We start from the raw sequence: 18,016 nt of genomic DNA, 5'->3' as shown, positions 1-18,016 counted from the left end.
GTCCACCTCGGACAACCGATTATTGATCTCCGAGCTGCTGGCGCACGGCCAGCGTGAGCTGCACCAACCCGGTTATCGCGAGGGCGATCCAGACGATCATCGCCAGGCCGGCCAACCACCCGGAAAGGGCGCCGAGCAGCAGTCCGAAGATCGCCACCAGGACCCGGGTGGGCCGCTCGGCCACCGTCACCACGCCGATCTCGGTCATCCCCGCGGTCGCCGCGCGGGCTCTCGCGTACTCCTGCAGCCAGCTCACCGCGCCCGCCGCGACCACCAGCGGCCCCGGCACGCCGGCCAGCCAGAACGCCAGCAACCAGGCCGCCTCACCGAGCCGATCGGCCACCGAGTCGTAGACGAAGCCGAGCCGGCTGGCCGTCCCGGTGATCACCGCGACGGCGCCGTCGAGCGAGTCGGCCAGCGCCGCGAGCAGCACCAGCACCGCGCCCGCGAGCAGACCCCAGCGACCCAGGCTCACCGCCAGAGGCACGCAGAAGCACAGAATCAACCCCGCGGTGGTCACGGCCGAGGGCCCGATGCGCTTCCGGCCAAGAAAAGAGCCGATGGTGTACGCCGTGAGCACCCACCCGCGGACCAGGGGCGACGCCGCCGCCGGGTCGAATCCACCGTGCAGCTTCGACCACGCCGCGGTGTATTCCTCCCAGGTCAACGGAGTGTCAGGCAGCGGCGGCGATGGCGGCCGGCGCCAGCAGCTGCCACACCTCGCGCGTCGCGGTCGAGCGGTTGAGCGTGATGAAGTGGATGCCGGGCACGCCCTCGTCGAGCAGCTTCGCGCACATCTCGGCACACACCTCGATGCCCAGCTCGCGCACCGCCGCCTCGTCACCGGCCACCCGCTCGAAACGCTCGAGGAGCTGGGGCGGGAACGGGGCGCCGGACAGCTGGCTGGACCGCTCGATCGTGGCCATCCGGGTCACCGGCATCACGCCGGGCACGATCGGGGTCGAGCAGCTCGCGGCGGCCACCCGGTCACGCAACCGGAGGTATTCGTCGGCGTCGAAGAACATCTGGGTGATCGCGAAATCGGCGCCGGCCCGACATTTCCGTACAAAATTGGCGGTGTCGGTTTCGATGTCGGCCGAACGCGGGTGCTTGTGCGGGAAAGCGGCCACGCCCACGCTGAAGTCGCCCGACTCCTTGAGGAGCCGGACCAGGTCTTCCGCGTAGAGGACGCCCTCCGGGTGCCGGACCCACTCGCCCATCGGGTCGCCCGGTGGGTCACCGCGCACGGCGAGCACGTTGCGGATGCCCGCCCCGGCGAGCCGGCCGATCACGTTGCGCAACTCGGCGACCGAGTGGTTGACCGCGGTCAGGTGCGCCATCGGCAGCAGGGTGGTCTCGGTCGCGACCCGCTCGGTGACCGCGACGGTGGTGTCGCGGGTGGTGCCGCCCGCGCCGTAGGTGATCGAGACGAAACTCGGCCGCAGCGGCTCCAGCTCGCGGATGGCCTGCCACAGCAGGGTCTCGCCGGCGGGCGTCTTGGGCGGGAAGAACTCGAACGAGAACGTCGGCGTGGCGCCGCGGATCAGCTCACCGATCGCCGGTGTGCCGGGAAGACGTGAAGGAAGTCCGAGAGCCACGCCGAGAACTGTACCGGCTCGTCGGCTAGCGTTTGTCCCCGTGACCTCCCCGACCGAAGTGGCCGGCCTGCGTCCGCGGGTCGGCAAGGCACTCGCCGCGTTCCTGGCCGGCCGGCGCGCCCGGCTGACCGGCATCGACCCGGCCCTGGCCGAGATGTCGGACGCGCTCGAGGCGTTCGTCCTGGGTGGTGGCAAGCGCCTGCGGCCCGCGTTCGCGTACTGGGGTTACCGGGGCGCCGGCGGCGCCGACACCGACCCGGTGGTGGCGGCCGTGGCGGCGCTCGAGCTGGTGCAGGCGAGCGCGCTGATCCACGACGACCTGATGGACCGGTCGGACACCCGCCGCGGCGAGCCGTCGATGCATCGCCGCTTCGAACGGCGGCACACGGCGGCGCGCTGGCGCGGGTCCCCGGCCTCGTTCGGCGATGCGGCCGCGGTGCTGCTCGGCGACCTTGCGCTGGTCTGGTCGGACGAGCTGCTGCACGTCTCCGGGCTGGCGCCGGCCGAGCTGACCCGGGCCCGCCCGGTCTTCGACGAGATGCGCACCGAGGTGACCGTCGGGCAATATCTCGACGTGCTCACCCAGGCGACCGGGGACACGTCGCTGGAGCGGGCCGGCAAGGTGGCCCGGTTCAAGTCCGCGAAGTACACGGTCGAGCGGCCGCTGCTGCTGGGTGCGGCGATCGCCGGGGCGCCGGCGGCGGTGCACGAGGCGTACACGGCGTTCGGGCTTCCGCTGGGGGAGGCGTTCCAGCTGCGCGACGACGTGCTGGGCGTGTTCGGCGACCCGTCGCAGACCGGCAAACCGGCCGGCGACGACCTGCGCGAGGGCAAGCGGACCTACCTGGTCGCGGCGGCGTTCGGCGCCCTCGGCGACGGTCAGCGGGACGAACTGGACAAGGCGCTGGGCGACCAGTCCCTCACCGACGACGGGGTGGAGCGGCTGCGGTCGCTGATCCGTGACAGCGGCGCGCTGGCCGCCACCGAGCAGCGCATCGACGAGCTGATGACCGCGTCGCTGGCCGCTCTGGCCGCGGCCCCGATCGACGAAGAGGCGCGGACGGTCCTGGGTGCGCTTGCGGACGCCGCTACCCGACGTACCGGATAAGCGGTTTTGTCAGTTATTTTCGGAAACGGCGCAGGAGCGCGCTGCCCTCGCCGGCCCGGGGCTCACGCTGGATGCCGCGCCGCCCCCACCACACCCATAGGTCGAGGGTGAGCAGGACCAGAGCAAAACCGAAGACCAGATCCTCGACCGGGGCGTACGCGATACGCCAGCCCAGGATCGCGTCGGGGGCGTACATCACGATGTCGCGGCCGGTCAGGATGCCGTTCGAGAGCAACTGGAACGTGATGATGATCGGGTAGGTGGCCCAGAAGACGGCCCGGCCCAGCAGGCGCACCCGGAAGACGAACAGGTCCAGCAGCACCGCGATCAGCGCGCCGGTCAGCGCGGCGGACGTGTATGTCACTCGTCGCCGGCCGGCTTGCGCAGCACCGCACGCACCGCCTCGAAGCCGAGGATCGCGCAGATCGGCACCACGGCGAAGAACAGCACCTCGTCCAGCGGCAGGCCGCCGGGGAAGACGATGCCGGTGGTCTGCGCCGGATCGAAGTGCCAGTGCCCGGCCGCGATCGCCGCCAGATCCCACAGGACGAAGACGACCACCACCGGGACGACGGCCAGGAGCAGCCGCCGCCACCGGCGGAAGACGTTGACGCGCAGGACCGGCTCGAGCCAGCTCGCCGCACCGAAGCAGCCCGCGAGGACCAGCAGGTACGCGAGGTGGCGCATCAGGAAACCCGCACTAGAAGCCCAGCGCCTGCGCCCGCCGTTTCACCTCGCGGGCCCGGTCGCCGCCCAGGCCGAGCGCGGGGTTGCCGTCGACGGTCGGGTCGGGCTCGAAGAGCCACCGGAGAGCCTCTTCGTCGTTATACCCGGCGTCGCGCAGCAAGGTCAGGATGCCGGGGAGGTGTTTGAGAACAGTGCTGTTGGCCACGAGCTCCGCGGGGACCTGGCGGATCCCGTCGTGCTTCACGGCGAGCAGCTGCCCGTCCCGGATCATCTGGTGCACCTTGCTGATCGACACGCCAAGTTTCTCGGACACGTCCGGCAGGTTGACCCAGGCTGCCGGTTGTCCATGGGTAGTCGGCCCGGCGGTTACGGATTCGCTCACCCATACAGCCTGCCAGATCGGAGAACGAACGCGATGAGCCTGTTGCGGAGAGTCCGCGCCGAGCTGACCGGAGCGTTGCGCTCGGTGCGCTACGACCTGGGCCGGCGGCCGGTGGAGCCGCCGTCGGGCGGTCCGGACGTGACGTCGACCGGGATGAACACGTTCGGCGGGTTCGCCGCTTTCGAGCCGTCGCAGCCGCTGCCGCCCGCGCCCCGCCGGCGGCCGCGGGTGTTCGCGGTGACCGGGTTCGGGGTGCTCACCGTGGCCGGCGCGGCCGGCGCGTACCTCGGTGTGGTCAACGGGCTGGGATCGCTGCTGAACGAGACGCCGGCGGCCGCCGACACACTGCCGGCGCGACCGGCGGTGACCAGCACGTTCACCCCGAACGCCGGGCTCGGCCAGGGGCCGGCGGCGGTGGTGGTCGCGCGGCCGGGCTCGTCTCGGACCCCGGCTGATCCGGCGGCGACCGGCGCGCCCGCGGTGACCACCGCGGCGGACCCGGAGTCCACCACGCCGGCCAGGAACGCGAGTCCGATTCGGACTACCAAACCCGCCGGAACCGGATGCTGCGCCAATCCGCCGGTGCCGACGCCGGCGCCGGTCTCGGCGTCGCCGAAGCCGTCCGCATCCGGTTCGGGCTCGGCCGCTCCGTCCGTCTCGGTCTCACCCAGCGAGACATCGGCCACACCGTCTGGCTCCGCAGAACCTAGCGAATCCCCGCAATACCGGCACCGCCGTCGGCATAGCTGAATCGGGTTTTTGGGGCAGACGACCGTGGTCCGGACCGCGGGCGTACCCGTTTGGACTCAGCTATGACATCCTGGTCTGCCCCCGCCTGAAAGACACATACACTTCACGCCGATGGACACCACAGTCGCCGACACGCTGATCGGCACGACGATCGACGGCCGCTACCGGATCACCGGTCGCGTAGCCCGTGGTGGCATGGCGACCGTCTACACGGCCACCGATCAGCGACTTGAACGCACCGTCGCCTTGAAGATCATTCATCCTTCGCAGGCGACGAATGTCCACTTCGTGGACAGGTTCACCGATGAGGCCAAGACGATCGCCCGGCTCACCCACCCGAACGTCGTGGCCGTGTATGACCAGGGCCGCCACCAGGGCCTGCCGTATTTGGTGATGGAGTACGTGCAGGGCCACACCCTGCGGGACGTGCTGAGCCAGCGCCGCCGCCTCAATCCCAACGAGGCCTGCGCGATCCTGGAGCAGATGCTCTCCGCGATCGCCGCCGCCCACCGGGCCGGCCTGGTGCACCGCGACGTCAAACCGGAAAACGTGCTGGTCGCCGAGTCGCCCAGCGGTGGCCCCGGCAACCTGGTCGACGCCGTGGTCAAGGTGGCCGACTTCGGCCTGGCCCGCGCGATCGAGGCGAGCAGCGTCGACGACTCCGGCCAGCTGATGGCGACCGTTGCCTACGTCGCGCCCGAGCTGGTGACCGACGGGCACGCCGACGCGCGCACCGACGTCTACTCGGCCGGCATCGTCCTGTTCGAGATGCTCACCGGCCGCGTCCCGTTCGACGGCGACGACCCGGTCGAGGTCGCCTGGCAGCATGTCGACAACGACGTCCCGGCGCCCTCGTCGATCGTCAACGGGCTGCCCAAGGCGCTCGACGACATCGTTGCCCGGGCCACCCGGCGCGAGGCCGGCGCCCGGCCCACCGACGCCGGCGCGATGCTCGCCGAGGTCCAGGCGGTGCGTGACGACCTGGGCGCGGCCAGCGTGGAGACCGCGCTGCTGCGCCAGGTGCCGCAGTCGCGCAACGCCGCCGACGCGACCGCGATGATGTCGGCCGTCACCGACCGGCCCACCTGGGCCCGGCTGCCCGAGCAGGCCCGCAACGCGCAGACCTACCGCCGCGGCGACGCCCGCCTGGCCGGCGGCAGCAAGTTCGACCGCCGGCGCATCCTGCTCTCCGTCGCCATCGCGATCATGGCGCTGGTCGTCATCGGCAGCACCTGGTGGGTCACGCTGGGCCGGTACACCGAGGCGCCCACCATGATCAATATGACCAAGGAGCAGGCCGAGCTGTTCGTCCGGCAGAACAACTACGAGGTCATCTACGCCGACGGCGCCTTCAGCGAGACCGTTCCCAAGGACACGGTCGTCAACCAGAACCCGGAGCCGGGCGGGCGGATCGTCCACGGCGGCGCGCTCACGCTCACCCTGTCGCTGGGCCCGGAGCGCTACCAGGTGCCCAACATCGTCGGGAACGAGCTCGCCGCGGCCAAGGCCGACCTCGCGCAGAGCAACCTGAAATACAAGGAAGGCACCGGGCAGTACAGCGACGACGTCGCCGAGGGCTCGGTGGTCTCCACCGACCCGGCGCCGGGCACCGAGCTCAAGCGCGGCGACACCGTCACCGTCGTGGTCAGCAAGGGCAAGGCGCCGATCCAGGTGCCCGACCTGCAAGGCAAGAACATCAACGACGCCCGCAACCAGTTGCAGGGCCTGGGGCTGACCGCGGTCGAGCGTTACAAGGACTCCGACCAGCCGGCCGACACGGTCATCGGGCAGACGCCCAAGGCGGGCACCGGCGCGACCAACAACGCCGAGGTCACCCTCGACGTCAGCAAGGGCCCGCCGCTGGTCACCGTGCCCGACCTCAACAACCAGCCGTGCCAGCAGGCCGCGACCACGCTGCAGGGCCTCAACCTGCGGGTGCGCATCGCGGGCTTCAACGAGAACGGCTTCGTGCGCCAGCAGAACCCGGGCGGCAACACCCAGGTGGCGCCGCAGACCGAGGTGACCATCGCGTGCTTCTAGATCGCCCCATCGGGAGCCACACCAAGACGTCCGGCGGGCTGGCCAAGGCCGCGTTGCCGTATGTCGACGCCGCCGGGTCGGAGACGCTGCAGGTCTATGTCTCCAACTCGCGCGGCTGGGCGCTGCCGCCCGGCGACCCGAAGCAGGACACCCTGTTCCGGGACGGGATCGGCGAGCGTGGCCTGCCCGCGTTCGTGCACGCCTCGCTGCTGGTCAACCTCGGCTCGCCGACCGAGCTGACGGTGGACCGCTCGATCGCGACCCTGGCGCACTCCCTCGAACGTGGCCGGGCGATCGGCGCGAGCGCGGTGGTCTACCACGCGGGCAGCTCGGTCGACGCCGAGCACGAGGTGAAGGCCATGCACCAGCTGCGCGAGGCGCTGCTGCCGCTGCTCGACGACGCGGCCGCCCGCGGCCTGCCGAAACTCCTGGTCGAGCCGAGCGCCGGCGGTGGCCGCAGCCTGGCGTCGAAGGTGCAGGACCTCGGCCCCTATCTCGCCGCCGCCGAGCAGCACCCGTGGCTCGGCGTCTGCTTCGACACCTGCCACGCCTGGGCGGCCGGCCACGACCTGGCCACCCCGGGCGGCATGACGGCGACGCTCGACGCGCTGATCGACACGATCGGCCCCGATCGGCTGATGCTGATCCACGCGAACGACTCGAAGGACGCGTGCGGCTCGACCCGCGACCGGCACGAGACGATCGGCCGCGGCCGCATCGGCGAGGCCGCCTTCGCCGAGCTGATGACCCACCCGGCGGTCGCCGGCATCCCGGTGATCGTGGAGACCCCGTCGGTCGAGCACGAGGGCCACGCGGCCGACATCGCCCTGCTCAAGTCGCTGCGCTGAGCAACTCCCGCAGCCGCGCCGCCGGGCCGTCGTCGTCGCGCAGGAACAGCAGCTCCACCCGGTGCACGAGGCGGGCCAGCGGCACCCCGGCCAGTCCGTCGTGCGCGGCCACCAGGGGCGCCGGCAGCACCGCGAGGCCGTGGCCGGCGGCGACCAGCCCGGCCAGCACCGCGGCGTCGCCGCCGTCGTAGCGCAGGCTCGCCCGCAGGCCGTCGGCCGGCAGCCGGGTGAACGGGGCGATCTCCGGGGCGTCGATCCAGTACGCGTCGGCGAGATCCCTGAGGTCGACCTCTCGGCGGCCGGCCAGCGGATGACTCTTCGGGACCGCCGCCACCGCCGGGCTCTGCGTGACGCCGATCGCGCGCGGGCCGCCCGCGCCCGGGTCGGGCAGCCGCAGCGGATCGTTCGGCGCCGTGAAGCCGTCCACCAGGCCCAGGTCGTGCTCGCCGGTGGCCACCGCCTCGACGATCTTGTCCCGGGCGGCGACCTGCACGTGGGTGCGGAGCAGCGCGGACTCGGCCCGGATCGTGGCCAGGGCGGCGGCCACCGGGGCGGACCAGGCCAGCGGCGTGAGGCCGAGGACCAGCCGGCCCGGCGGGGCGAGCGCCCGGGTCACGTCGGCGCGGGCCGCCTCCAGGCGCACCAGGATCAGCGCGGCGTGCCGGCGCAACCGCTCGCCGGCCGGCGTCGGCGCCACCGGCCGGCGGGTGAACAGCGGGGTGCCGAGATCGGCCTCCAGGCTGGCGATGTGCTGGGAGACCGCCGACTGGGTGTACTGCAGGCGGTGCGCGGCGGCCGAGAACGAGCCGGTGTCGGCCACGGCCAGGAAGGTGCGCAGTAGATGCGGGTCCACATCAGGAATGCTAATAGTCAGTGCAGTCATCATCGTTGGACGTGATGTCGCCGATCGGCGCAGCATGAGGGCATGATTTCGATTGCCCTGGTCGGCGACCGTTCGCCCGCAGTCCGTGCCCACTCGCGCGTCCCCGCGATCCTCGACGGCCTGCGCGAACAGGAGCAGATCGACCTCGACGCGTACTGGATCCCGTCGCCCGACGCCGAGGACCCGGCCGCGCTGTACGGCTTCGCCGGGATCTGGCTGGTGCCCGGCAGCCCGTACCGCAGCGAGGCCGGCGCGGTCACCGCCGCCGGCACCGCCCGCACCGCCGGCATCCCGTTCCTCGGCACCTGCGGCGGCTTCCAGCACGCGATGCTGGAGTTCGCTCGCAACGTCTGCGGGATGCCCGCGGCGCGGCACGCCGAGAACTCCGCCGATCACCAGGACGACGCGCTGATCACCGAGCTGTCCTGCTCGCTGGTCGGCCACGAGGGCGCGATCAACCTGGCCGCGGGCTCCCGCATCGAGGCGATGCTCGGCGCCGGCCGCACGGTGGAGCGCTACCACTGCAGCTACGGCGTCGCGGCCGGCTACATCGACCTGCTCGCCGCGCACGGCATGCGTTTCTCCGGCCACGACGACGCCGGCGAGGTGCGCGTCGCGGAACTGCCCGGCCACCCGTTCTTCCTGGCCACCCTGTTCCAGCCGGAGTTGCACACGGACGGCGTTCACCCGGTCATCCGCGGCTTCGCGCAAGCCGTCGCCACGGTGCGAGTGCGGTGAGAGCGATGCCGGCCATCACGGCCAGCAGACCCCAGGAGGCGGTGAAGCCGCCGGTCATGTCGCGCAACAGACCGAGCAGCGGCGGTACGAGCACGATGGCGACCTGATTGACGGCCATCGCCAGGCCGAGGGCGAATCCGGTGCGGCCGGCCGGGGCCGCCTCGGTCACCAGGGCCACCCATGGGCCGTACCACCCGATGCCGAAGAAGCCGAGCCAGACGAAGGCCGCGCCCGCCGCCGCCGGCGATCCACCGGCCGGCGTCACCAGCAGCGCCAGGGCGGCGAGAACCGCCAGCATGCTGCCGGTGACGACACTTGGCCGCGACGTCCGGGCCCGGTCGCTCACCGCGGCGAGCGCGATCCGGCCGGCCACGCCCGCGCCCTGAGTCGCCACCAGGATCGCGGCGGCCCGGCCGGGGGAGAGGCCGGCCACCTCGTGCAGGTGCAGCACGGTCAGCAGGCCGAGACCGGTCTGCACCGAGATCAGGCACACCCCGGCCAGCAGGGCGCCGCGCAGCGCCGGGTCACGGAGCAGCCCGCGCCGGGAGCCGGTGGCCCGGTTGATTTCCGCGGGCGCCGGCGGCCGCCGGTAGACGAGCACGAACGCCGCCGCCCCGGCCAGCGCGACCAGCCCGCCGGAGGTCAGCGCGGCCCGCCAGCCGTGCGCCGCACCGATCACCGGAAGCGTGGCCGAGGCGAGCGCGGCGCCCAGCGGCAGGCCCGCCTGCCGGATTCCCATCGCGGTGCCGCGCCGGGACGCGCCGAACCAGGACGCCACCGACTTGCTGCCACCCGGCTGCACGGTGCTGTAGCCGGCGCCGACGATCAGCAGAACCCCGAGCAGCGCCGGATATCCGGTGGCGAGCGTGCCGGCGAGCAAGGCGACGCCGACCACGGCGGCGCCCGCGCCCACCACCCAGCGTTCGTCGAAGCGGTCGAGCAGCTCCCCGGCGACCGGGAGCCCGGCCAGCGGCGCGAACTGTGCGGCCGAGACCAGCAGGCCGAGCTGGGCGGCGCCGATGCCCAGATCGTGCTGCAGTTGCGGGCCGAGGGCGCCGATGCCCTGCGTGAAGAAGGCGGCCGCAGCCTGCGTGAAGGTGGCGACCGCAAGGATGATCCAGCGCATCGGGCCAGCCTGCTGTAATGGTCTTGTGCAGCTCAACCCTTACGGCGCGGACGCGGTCGACCTGGCCGCCGATCTCGCGAACCGGCCGCCGGCGAGCGCCGGGGAACTCGCCGACCGTTGCCGGGCCGCCGGGCTGGTGCTGGAAGCCCCGGTCACCCCGGCCGACCTGGAGCGGGTGGTGGCCACTCTGGACACGTGGGTGGCGGTGGTCGACGCCCCGGACGACCACGAGCGTGCCGCCCGGCTGAACCGGATGCTGGCCGCGGCCGCCGCCTACCCCCGGCTGACCGCCCACGCCGGCGGCTGGCACCTGCACTACCGCGACGACGGCCGGCCGCTCGGTGAGGTGCTGGTCGCGCTGATCAGCGTCGGCACCGCGCTGCACCTGGCCGGCCGCGGCATGAGCCGGTTGCGGCGCTGCGCGGTCCCCGAATGCGCGGCCATCTTCGCCGACACCTCCCGAACCAGCCGGCAGCGCTACTGCGGCACCCGCTGCGCCAACCGCGACGCGGTCCGCCGCCACCGGCAGCGCACCTCCTCGCGGTGAGCGGCTCGTTCTCGAGGCCCGCCGGGCGGTGAGAGCGTGGCTGGGTCGTGGTTTGCCCGGGGGATCCGGCGGGTGGCGCGAGGACGGCTGGGCATTTCTTTGCGGCTTGTCTTCGACGTCTGCCGGACGGTGCGGATGAGGTCGGTCGCCGGCGCGGTTCATCGCAGCGTGCGCCGGGCGGTCAGGGCGAGGGTGAGCAGGATGAGGCCGGCGGCCGGGGCCGGCAGGAACGCGGCGGAGGGGCCGATGCTGTCGGCCAGGCGGCCGGCGACGGCGGCTGCCACTGCCGAGCCGGCCGCGCTGCTGGAGTTGTTCCAGGTGAACGCCTCGGTGAGGACCGCCGGGTGGACGGACCGCTCGGTCAGCACGGCCAGTAGGACGAGGGTGGGCGGCACGGCCGCCTCGGTGCACACCACGGCGGCGCCGAGCCAGATCGCCGACGGTGCGAGTGGGAGCAGCAGGGCCGCGCCGGTGAGGTAGGCGGTGACGACGACGAGCTGGCGAGGGGCCGGCATGCGGTGCCGGCGCAGGCCGTACAGCCAGCCGGAGAACAGCCCGCCCAGGCTGGCGGCCACCAGGATCGGGGCGGCCGCGCCGGGCACGCCGTGGCCGGTGGCGAAGGCGCTGACCGCCACGCCCAGGGTTCCGAAGTAGAGCCCGATGCCCATGTTGAGCAGGGCGAGCAGAAGGAGGCCGGGTCTCTTCCCGGAGGGCCGGCGGACCGGCCGGGGAGCGGTGCGGCGCTGGGCCGCCAGGGCGCCGCCTCCACCCAGGATCAGGGTGGTGGCGATCGCGCTGCCCACGGCCGGGTGGCCGGCCGCGCCGAGCGCCGCGACCAGGGCCGGGCCGAGGAGGAAGGCGGTCGCGTTGGCCAGCGACTCCAGCGAGAAGGCGGTGGGCAGCTCGTCGGCCCGGCCGTCGCGCAGAAGCCCGGACCAGCGGGCCGCGGAGAGCGCGCCGAGTTGGGGTACCGCCGCGCCGGCAGCGGTGGCCGCGACGATCAGGGCGGCCGGGGCGTCGACGGCCAGCACGACGGACATCCCGGCCCCGTGCGCGAGCAGCGCGAACGGCAGGACACGGGTCTGGCCGAACCGGTCGGCCGCACGGGCCAGCTGCGGGCCGATCAGCGCTTCGGCGAGGGCGAATCCGGCGGTGGCCAGGCCGGCCGTGGCGTAGGAGCCGGTGCGGGCGTGGACCAGCCAGACCAGGCCGAGGCCGGTCATCGCGAGTCCGACCCGGCCGACGGCCGCGGCCAGGAAGAAAGCGGGGGCACCGGGAATGCGCAGCAGGGGGTGATAGGCGCGCGACATGGCGTCCTTCGTCGCCGCCGGCGACGCGAGCCACCCGGGTCGCCGGTGCCAGGCCCCTCACGGAGGTGCCGATTGACGCGACCCGTGGCCCGACCGAGGCGCTCTAGGACTGCGGAAGGGCGGGACACGCGCCCTCACCGCCACCCCGATCACCGGGCGGAAGTAGATCTCGAGCCCGGACCATGGTGGGACCGGGCGACCTCCGGACTCTAACAATCTTTCCGGGCCGCAGTTGTCAATTCTTCGTTGACAAATGCTAGGGTCGGCGACGTGGCTGATCTGGGCGAACTGCGGGCGATTCCGGAGCGTCGAGCCCGGCTCGACGCCGAGGAGCTCGCGCTGATCGACGCCGCCCGGCGGGCCGGCTCGACCTGGGCGGAGATCGCTTCGGCGCTCGGTCTGGCCAGCCGGCAAGCCGCCGAACAGCGGCGATTACGCCTGGTGACGGCGGTGCGGCCGGTCCGGCGGGAGCTCGACGAGGCGTACGGCGAAAGGCTCGCCGCCGTGCGCGCGGCAGCCGTGGAGCTGCACCGGCGGATCGGCGCCGACCGGCGCTGGGACAAGCGTTTCGTCCGGGCCACCCTGGTGCGAGAGACCCTCGCGGCCGCGCCCGAAGCAACCGGCGGAAGTCTCTATTCGCTGGTGAACGACGTCCTTACGGATCTCGCCGCGGCCCGCCCGGAGCTGCCGGCACCGACCCGGACCGCGATCGAGCGCCTCCGCGCCGCTCTGGAGGTGGCATCTCCGCAGGGTTGACAGTGAGTCGCTCAACTCCCGAGGATGAGGCTTCATCCACGGAAGGTTCTGCGGTGCGACGGAATGCGGTCCTGTTTGTCCTGATCTCTCTGGTGTCCGGCTTCGGCAGCACCGCGATGAGTCTGTCCGCCGGCATCTGGGTCTTCGACCTGACCGGCTCGCCCGGCATCGCCGCCCTGACCGGCCTGGGCATCTACGCGCCCACGCTCGCCGCGCCGTGGCTGGGCGCGCTGGTCGATCGCCTGCCCCGCCGCCCGCTGATGATCTGGACCGACCTGCTGCTCGCCGCGATCATCCTGACCCTGCTGACCGTCTCGGCGCCCCACGACGCCTGGCTGATCTACGCGGTGCTGCTGGCCCGCGGCGTCAGCTACGTGCTGATCGACGCGGGCGAGACGGCGATCCTGCCCACCGCCCTGCCACCGGCCCGGCTCGGCGACGTCAACGGCTGGCGATCGAGCGCCCAGGAGGGCATGAAGCTGGTGGCACCGCTCGCCGGCGCCGGTCTCTACGCGTGGGCGGGCCCGTCGCCGGTGGTCCTGATCGCAGCCGCGATGCCCCTGCTCACCGCAGCCTTCTACGCCCTGCTGCGCCTGCCGCCGCCGCCGGCCCAAGCCCAGTCGCCGGAGGCGGGCGCCCGACCGGGCGCGGCGGAGATGGACGCCCGAGCGGCGGAGGCGGACGGCGGACCGGACGGGGCAGGGGCAGGGGCGGCGGTGGGTGGCCGGCCGGGCGCGGCGAAGGCGGGTGGTGTGCCGGCGCGCGCTGACGGTCGGGACGGGCTGCGGGCGTTGTTCGGCAACCCGGCCGTCCGCGGGCCGGTGCTGGTCGCGGCGACCGCCATCGGGCTGTCCGGGCTCACGAACGCGGGGATCCTCGCCGAGCTGGTGCACGGCCTGCACCTGCCGGCCACCCGGCTCGGGTTTCTCTCCACCGCGCAGGGCGCCGGGTCGATCGTGAGTGGACTGCTGGTCGGACGGCTGCTGACCCGCTTCGGCCCGCCGGCGATCGCGACGACCGGCACCGCTGTCTTCGCCGTGGCCTGCGTGTCCTCGTCCCTGCCCTGGTGGCCGGCGATGATCACCGGCAGCGTGCTGGCCGGCATCGGCCTGGTCTGGGCGCTGATCGCCGGGGTGACCGCGGTGCAGACCGAGACCCCCGACCACCTGCTCGGCCGGGTCGGCGCCACTTCCAACACCGTCATGTTCGGCCCGGTCGCGATAGCGATCCCGCTCGGCGCGGCCCTCGTCCAGTTCGGACCGGCGGTGCCACTGCTGACGGCGGCCGCACTGTCCGGCCTCGTGGCGTTCGGGGCTTCGGCGACAGCCCGCCGGTGGATTCCGCAGGTCCCGGCTGACCGGGCAGGCTGATGGCATGAGCCGTTCACTGTCCTACGCCGACGCGGTGCGCATCCTTGGTGGGCAGAGCCAGCTGCTGGCCGCCGTCAACCGTGCCGCGGGCGGGTTCCTGCTCGCCGCCACGGCCGGCGGCAGCGGTCTCGCCATGAGCCTCTTCGACCCGAAGTCGGAGCTGCTCCGGTCGACCCGGACGCTGGTCACCGACCTGGCCGACCGGATCGTGGGCCTGAACCGGATCGACCGCACCCAGCGCCTGGCGGCCGGGCACGCCGCTCTCGTGCTCAGCGCCTACTTCGGCGCTCTCCCGGCAGTCGGGATCAGCGGCAGCGACCTGGTGTTCCTGGCGGGCGGCAACCGGCCCGACGGGGAGCACCTGGGCGACCTGGCGCAGGCGCTGCTGCATTCCGACGTGCCGGTGCTGACGCCGCACCAGCCGTACGAGATGCTTCTCGGCGAGATCGAGCAGTATTATCTGCGGCTCTCCGATGCGGTACGGCGCTTCCTCGACGGCCTCGCGGCCTGGGAGAACAGCGGCGAGGCCGATCGTGAACGGATCGTCGGCGCCCTGCACGGCATCGTTGTCGAGCGAGCGATGGCCGACTATCAGTCCGGCTTCCGACGGATGGCCGACGATGTCCCGGAGTTCGGCCTCTGGGTCAACCTGCTGGACCACCAGGCCACCCGCAGGCGGGTGGAGGAACTCAAGGTCGGTGTGGAAGCGCTGCGCGAGTCGCTCGCCCCGTGGCGGCCGGCCGTCGAGAAACGCACCGCACTGTCCCGCGCCTACACCGCGGCGTTGTTCGACCCGGTGCTCGACGCCGAGAGCGGCGACGCCGGTCCGAGCATCCCGGACATCGCTTCGTCCTACATCAATCCCTCGTTCCGCGTCGCGGCCGTGTCCCCGCCGGACCCGATCGCCAGTGAGGAGTGGTGGGCGGAGGTGCCGGCGCACGACGACCTCATGCGCTACCTGGTCGGCCACCTGACCTCGGTGCAGGCGACGGCGGCGCCCCTGCTGCTGCTCGGGCAGCCCGGCTCGGGCAAGTCGCTGCTCACCCGGATGCTGGCCGCCACGCTGCCGCCCGACGAGTTCACGGTGGTTCGCGTCCCGCTGCGCGACGTGCCCGCCGACGCGACCATCCAGGTCCAGATCGAGCAGGCGATCTTCGATGCCACCGGCGACCGAGCCACCTGGCCAGAGGTGGTGGGTGTGATCCCGGGCGCGCTTCCGGTGGTGCTGCTGGACGGCTTCGACGAACTGCTCCAGGCCACCGGCGTGAGCCAGTGGGACTACCTCCAGAACGTCGCCCGGTTCCAGAAGCGCGAGGCGGCCGAGGGGCGGGCGGTCGCGGTCGTCGTCACCACGCGCACGGCCGTCGCCGATCGTGCGCGTCCGGCGCCGGACACGGTGGCGCTGCGTCTCGAGCCGTTCGCCGATGAGCAGATCGCGCAGTGGATCACGATCTGGAACGAGACGAACGAAGTCTTCTTCCGGGGCTCCGGCCTGCGGCCGTTGTCGCCGGCGGCGGTGACGCCCCACCGTGATCTCGCCTCGCAGCCACTTCTGCTGCTGATGCTGGCCATCTACGACGCCCAGGACAACGCCCTTGCGGCGAGCGCCGACGCCGAAATCGACCAGGCCGATCTCTACGAGCGGTTGTTGAGCCGCTTCGCGTGGCGCGAGGTGATGAAATCCGCCGCGGGCGACTCCGAGAGCAATAGGGAGGCCCTGGTCGAGGAGGAACTGCTGCGTCTGTCGATGATCGCATTCGCCGGCTTCAACCGCGGACGCCAGTGGGTCACCGAGGCCGATCTCGACGCCGACCTGCCCGCCCTGCTGCACACCGGGTTCGCGGCGCCGGCCACCGGCGTGCGGCGGGCCCTCGGCGTCGGCGAAACGGTGCTCGGCCGGTTCTTCTTCATCCACGAGGCTCGGGCCCGGCGGGACGGCAAGGCACTTCAGACGTACGAGTTCCTGCACGCCACATTCGGCGAGTACCTCGGCGCCCGCGCCGTGGAGCGGGAGCTGGCCGACCTGGTCGAGGACGATCTCCGGCAGCGCCGCCGCAGCCGGGTCGCGCCGGTCGACGACGATTTCCTGCACGCGCTGCTGTCCTTCTCCGCGCTCAGCCAGCGCCGGACCACTCTGGACTTTCTCACCGACCGCCTCGCCGGATGGGACGACCAGCGACGGAGCGTGTTGCGAGCGATGCTGCTGGCCCTGTTCCAGCGGGCGCTCGAGCCGCGGGAACGCGGACGCTATGCCGACTACGCCCCGGCGGCGCTGTCCGTGCCGGCCCGGCACGCCACCTATTCGGCCAACCTCGTCCTGCTGCTGGTCGCCACCGGCACCCCGGTCACCAGCGACGATCTGTTCCCCGACGCCGACGACCGGATCGAGGAGTGGCGAAGGCTAACGCTGCTCTGGAGGTCACAGCTGAGGGCTGACGCGTGGAGCCGGCTGGTCGGCACGGTCGGCGTCCGGCGGGATTGGGCCGGCGAGGAGCGCATCCTGCGCCTGTTCCGCGACCGGTACCAGCCGCGGGCGGACCCTCCCCTCTCGGACCCCTACTGGACGCGGAACGTGCTGACCGCCGACAAGGACTACCCGGAGTTCAGGCGCGGGCATTTCTCCTGGGACCAGGGCGACGACCGGGTCCGCCAGTGGCAGGCCAACCTTCACTGCGATCAGTTCGACGACCTGGCCCAGCACGCGCTGGAGCCGCTCACGACGGCGATCGAGGACGTCGTTGTCTCGGTGCATGGCTACTGGGCGGACCGCTCCGTCTCGGCGGCGCACTCGCTGATCACGCTCTGGATGCGGATGTCCGCCGGCAACGATCCGGACGAGTTGTTCGACGCCTTCCGGGATGCCGTCGACATCGCCCTGGGCGGCTTCGCCCCGCACGGTGCCGAGGCACGGCGGATCTACCGGATCATCATCCTCAACAACCTCCGCGACCAGCGTGATCGGCTCGGCCCCGCGCGCATCGCCGAGCTGCGGGAACGGCTCGAGGACCGGAGCCGCAGGGTCAACGAGCCGGACGATCTGGCCGCGCTGACTGCGGAGATTCTCAACCGGTGACGGCGGTCATTGCGGGTAGGTAGCCGTCGAGCTGGCCGGAGCGGTTCGGGTGGTAGGAGTTGGCCGGGGGCCACATTGCGCCGTTCAGCCAGGGGGCCGCGGTGCACAGTTCGTGGCCGGCGAAGGCGTTGCGGACCTCGACGTAGTGCAGGCCGGCCGCCGTTGCCTGTTGCTCGATCACCTCGTCGAGAGCGTCGATGGTGCCGTTGATGGCCGCGCGTTCCGAGGCCTGCAGCCCTCGGCAGACGGCGCCCCCGCCCCGATAGAACCGCGGGTAGCCGAGGACCAGCACCTTCGCGCCCGGCGCGCGGTCGCGGATTGCCGTGTAGAGCAGTTTCAGCCGTCCGGGCAGGACGTTCCGGGTCACCTCGCGGGCCTTCTTGGTGCCGCTCAGGCAGGTCGACGCGCGTGGGTCGAGGACGCAGACGGTCATGGTGCGGGCGAAGCCGATGTCGTTGCCGCCGGCCGTCAGGCTGACCAGCGCGGTGTCGCTGGTCAACGCGGACAGCTGGGTCTCCCGCACGGCGCCGGCCGAGGAGCCGGAGCAGGCGGCGAACACCGCGTCGTAGCCCGGGTGGGCTTTCGCCCACTTGACCGGAAAGGCGTTGGTGTTGCGCCGGCAGGCGCCCGCGCTCTCGCTGCCGCCACTGCCGACCCCGGAGGAGTACGAGTCACCCAGCGCCACATATCGCGGTGTGGCCCGCGGGCCGGCCGCCGTGGCCGGGGTGCCGGTGAAGGACAGCAGGAGGGTCAGCGCGGAGACGACCGGCGCCCGGAATGATCGCACGAGTTGATCAACG

Annotated in this window: 18 protein-coding genes; 8 read left to right on the top strand and 10 right to left on the bottom strand. The window is 72.5% G+C overall.

What is annotated here, in order from left to right:
• Positions 1 to 19 precede the first annotated feature (19 nt).
• Both AB0E90_RS04980 and metF read right to left on the bottom strand, forming a co-directional pair.
• The gene (locus AB0E90_RS04980; protein WP_360399495.1) at positions 20 to 682 is read right to left on the bottom strand and encodes a CDP-alcohol phosphatidyltransferase family protein; all 663 of its coding nucleotides are present in this window, start codon (positions 680 to 682) and stop codon (positions 20 to 22) included.
• Entirely contained in the window at positions 675 to 1,598 is a 924-nt protein-coding gene (gene metF, locus AB0E90_RS04975) for a methylenetetrahydrofolate reductase [NAD(P)H] (RefSeq protein WP_360399257.1), read from the bottom strand. Before metF ends, AB0E90_RS04980 begins: the two co-directional genes overlap by 8 nt.
• A gap of 40 nt (positions 1,599 to 1,638) precedes the next feature.
• Here metF and AB0E90_RS04970 point away from each other — a divergent pair, with 40 nt between their 5' ends.
• The gene (locus AB0E90_RS04970) at positions 1,639 to 2,706 is read left to right on the top strand and encodes a polyprenyl synthetase family protein (RefSeq protein WP_360399254.1); all 1,068 of its coding nucleotides are present in this window, start codon (positions 1,639 to 1,641) and stop codon (positions 2,704 to 2,706) included.
• A 13-nt stretch (positions 2,707 to 2,719) separates the two neighbouring features.
• Here the strand turns inward: AB0E90_RS04970 and AB0E90_RS04965 are convergent, their stop codons facing one another.
• The 4 genes from AB0E90_RS04965 to AB0E90_RS04950 all read right to left on the bottom strand — a co-directional run bounded on the left by AB0E90_RS04965 (position 2,720) and on the right by AB0E90_RS04950 (position 4,461).
• Complete coding sequence (locus AB0E90_RS04965) at positions 2,720 to 3,070, bottom strand: lycopene cyclase domain-containing protein (protein ID WP_360399251.1); 351 nt, start codon at positions 3,068 to 3,070, stop codon at positions 2,720 to 2,722.
• Positions 3,067 to 3,393, bottom strand: coding sequence for a lycopene cyclase domain-containing protein (locus AB0E90_RS04960; protein ID WP_360399248.1), 327 nt, complete (start codon positions 3,391 to 3,393; stop codon positions 3,067 to 3,069). Before AB0E90_RS04960 ends, AB0E90_RS04965 begins: the two co-directional genes overlap by 4 nt.
• A gap of 13 nt (positions 3,394 to 3,406) precedes the next feature.
• Positions 3,407 to 3,775 carry an Rv2175c family DNA-binding protein gene (locus tag AB0E90_RS04955; RefSeq protein WP_360399245.1) on the bottom strand — a complete coding sequence of 123 codons (369 nt, stop codon included), beginning with the start codon at positions 3,773 to 3,775 and terminating at the stop codon, positions 3,407 to 3,409.
• Positions 3,776 to 3,864: 89 nt separating this feature from the next.
• The gene (locus AB0E90_RS04950) at positions 3,865 to 4,461 is read right to left on the bottom strand and encodes a hypothetical protein (protein WP_360399242.1); all 597 of its coding nucleotides are present in this window, start codon (positions 4,459 to 4,461) and stop codon (positions 3,865 to 3,867) included.
• A 175-nt stretch (positions 4,462 to 4,636) separates the two neighbouring features.
• On the opposite strand from AB0E90_RS04950, the gene pknB reads away from it, so the two are divergent.
• Both pknB and AB0E90_RS04940 read left to right on the top strand, forming a co-directional pair.
• Positions 4,637 to 6,565, top strand: coding sequence for a Stk1 family PASTA domain-containing Ser/Thr kinase (gene pknB, locus AB0E90_RS04945; RefSeq protein WP_360399239.1), 1,929 nt, complete (start codon positions 4,637 to 4,639; stop codon positions 6,563 to 6,565).
• A complete protein-coding gene (locus AB0E90_RS04940; protein WP_360399236.1) occupies positions 6,556 to 7,413 on the top strand; it encodes a deoxyribonuclease IV in 858 nt (285 codons plus the stop codon). Before pknB ends, AB0E90_RS04940 begins: the two co-directional genes overlap by 10 nt.
• Here AB0E90_RS04940 and AB0E90_RS04935 read toward each other — a convergent pair.
• The gene (locus tag AB0E90_RS04935) at positions 7,397 to 8,266 is read right to left on the bottom strand and encodes a LysR family transcriptional regulator (RefSeq protein WP_360399233.1); all 870 of its coding nucleotides are present in this window, start codon (positions 8,264 to 8,266) and stop codon (positions 7,397 to 7,399) included. The genes AB0E90_RS04940 and AB0E90_RS04935 overlap by 17 nt on opposite strands.
• Positions 8,267 to 8,338: 72 nt before the next feature.
• Between AB0E90_RS04935 and AB0E90_RS04930 the strand changes: the two genes are divergently transcribed.
• Positions 8,339 to 9,034: a hypothetical protein gene (locus tag AB0E90_RS04930; RefSeq protein ID WP_360399230.1), complete on the top strand. Its 696-nt coding sequence runs from the start codon at positions 8,339 to 8,341 to the stop codon at positions 9,032 to 9,034.
• Here AB0E90_RS04930 and AB0E90_RS04925 read toward each other — a convergent pair.
• Positions 8,988 to 10,160, bottom strand: coding sequence for an MFS transporter (locus AB0E90_RS04925; protein WP_360399227.1), 1,173 nt, complete (start codon positions 10,158 to 10,160; stop codon positions 8,988 to 8,990). The genes AB0E90_RS04930 and AB0E90_RS04925 overlap by 47 nt on opposite strands.
• 25 nt (positions 10,161 to 10,185) lie before the next feature.
• Here AB0E90_RS04925 and AB0E90_RS04920 point away from each other — a divergent pair, with 25 nt between their 5' ends.
• Positions 10,186 to 10,707, top strand: coding sequence for a CGNR zinc finger domain-containing protein (locus AB0E90_RS04920; protein ID WP_360399224.1), 522 nt, complete (start codon positions 10,186 to 10,188; stop codon positions 10,705 to 10,707).
• A 158-nt stretch (positions 10,708 to 10,865) separates the two neighbouring features.
• Here AB0E90_RS04920 and AB0E90_RS04915 read toward each other — a convergent pair whose 3' ends face one another.
• The gene (locus tag AB0E90_RS04915; protein WP_360399221.1) at positions 10,866 to 12,017 is read right to left on the bottom strand and encodes an MFS transporter; all 1,152 of its coding nucleotides are present in this window, start codon (positions 12,015 to 12,017) and stop codon (positions 10,866 to 10,868) included.
• Positions 12,018 to 12,287: 270 nt separating this feature from the next.
• On the opposite strand from AB0E90_RS04915, the gene AB0E90_RS04910 reads away from it, so the two are divergent.
• Genes AB0E90_RS04910 through AB0E90_RS04900 form a run of 3 tightly spaced genes read left to right on the top strand, consistent with a single transcriptional unit; the run spans position 12,288 to position 17,216 of the window.
• Positions 12,288 to 12,773, top strand: coding sequence for a hypothetical protein (locus AB0E90_RS04910; protein WP_360399218.1), 486 nt, complete (start codon positions 12,288 to 12,290; stop codon positions 12,771 to 12,773).
• Positions 12,774 to 12,826: 53 nt separating this feature from the next.
• Positions 12,827 to 14,143 carry an MFS transporter gene (locus tag AB0E90_RS04905; protein ID WP_360399215.1) on the top strand — a complete coding sequence of 439 codons (1,317 nt, stop codon included), beginning with the start codon at positions 12,827 to 12,829 and terminating at the stop codon, positions 14,141 to 14,143.
• A gap of 4 nt (positions 14,144 to 14,147) precedes the next feature.
• Positions 14,148 to 17,216, top strand: coding sequence for a hypothetical protein (locus AB0E90_RS04900; protein WP_360399212.1), 3,069 nt, complete (start codon positions 14,148 to 14,150; stop codon positions 17,214 to 17,216).
• Here the strand turns inward: AB0E90_RS04900 and AB0E90_RS04895 are convergent.
• Positions 17,206 to 18,003: an SGNH/GDSL hydrolase family protein gene (locus tag AB0E90_RS04895; protein ID WP_360399209.1), complete on the bottom strand. Its 798-nt coding sequence runs from the start codon at positions 18,001 to 18,003 to the stop codon at positions 17,206 to 17,208. The genes AB0E90_RS04900 and AB0E90_RS04895 overlap by 11 nt on opposite strands.
• Positions 18,004 to 18,016 lie beyond the last annotated feature (13 nt).

The sequence above is a fragment of the Actinoplanes sp. NPDC026619 genome, from assembly GCF_040638295.1.
Classification (GTDB): Bacteria; Actinomycetota; Actinomycetes; order Mycobacteriales; family Micromonosporaceae; genus Actinoplanes.
This window is presented reverse-complemented; position numbering and strand designations above follow the sequence as displayed.

What these genes read in the sequence shown, in the direction of transcription:
- AB0E90_RS04925 (WP_360399227.1), bottom strand. Translation starts at nt 10,160, where the DNA reads ATGCGCTGGATCATCCTTGCGGTCGCCACCTTCACGCAGGCTGCGGCC.
- AB0E90_RS04915 (WP_360399221.1), bottom strand. Translation starts at nt 12,017, where the DNA reads ATGTCGCGCGCCTATCACCCCCTGCTGCGCATTCCCGGTGCCCCCGCT.
- AB0E90_RS04900 (WP_360399212.1), top strand. Translation starts at nt 14,148, where the DNA reads ATGAGCCGTTCACTGTCCTACGCCGACGCGGTGCGCATCCTTGGTGGG.
- pknB (WP_360399239.1), top strand. Translation starts at nt 4,637, where the DNA reads ATGGACACCACAGTCGCCGACACGCTGATCGGCACGACGATCGACGGC.
- AB0E90_RS04960 (WP_360399248.1), bottom strand. Translation starts at nt 3,393, where the DNA reads ATGCGCCACCTCGCGTACCTGCTGGTCCTCGCGGGCTGCTTCGGTGCG.
- AB0E90_RS04930 (WP_360399230.1), top strand. Translation starts at nt 8,339, where the DNA reads ATGATTTCGATTGCCCTGGTCGGCGACCGTTCGCCCGCAGTCCGTGCC.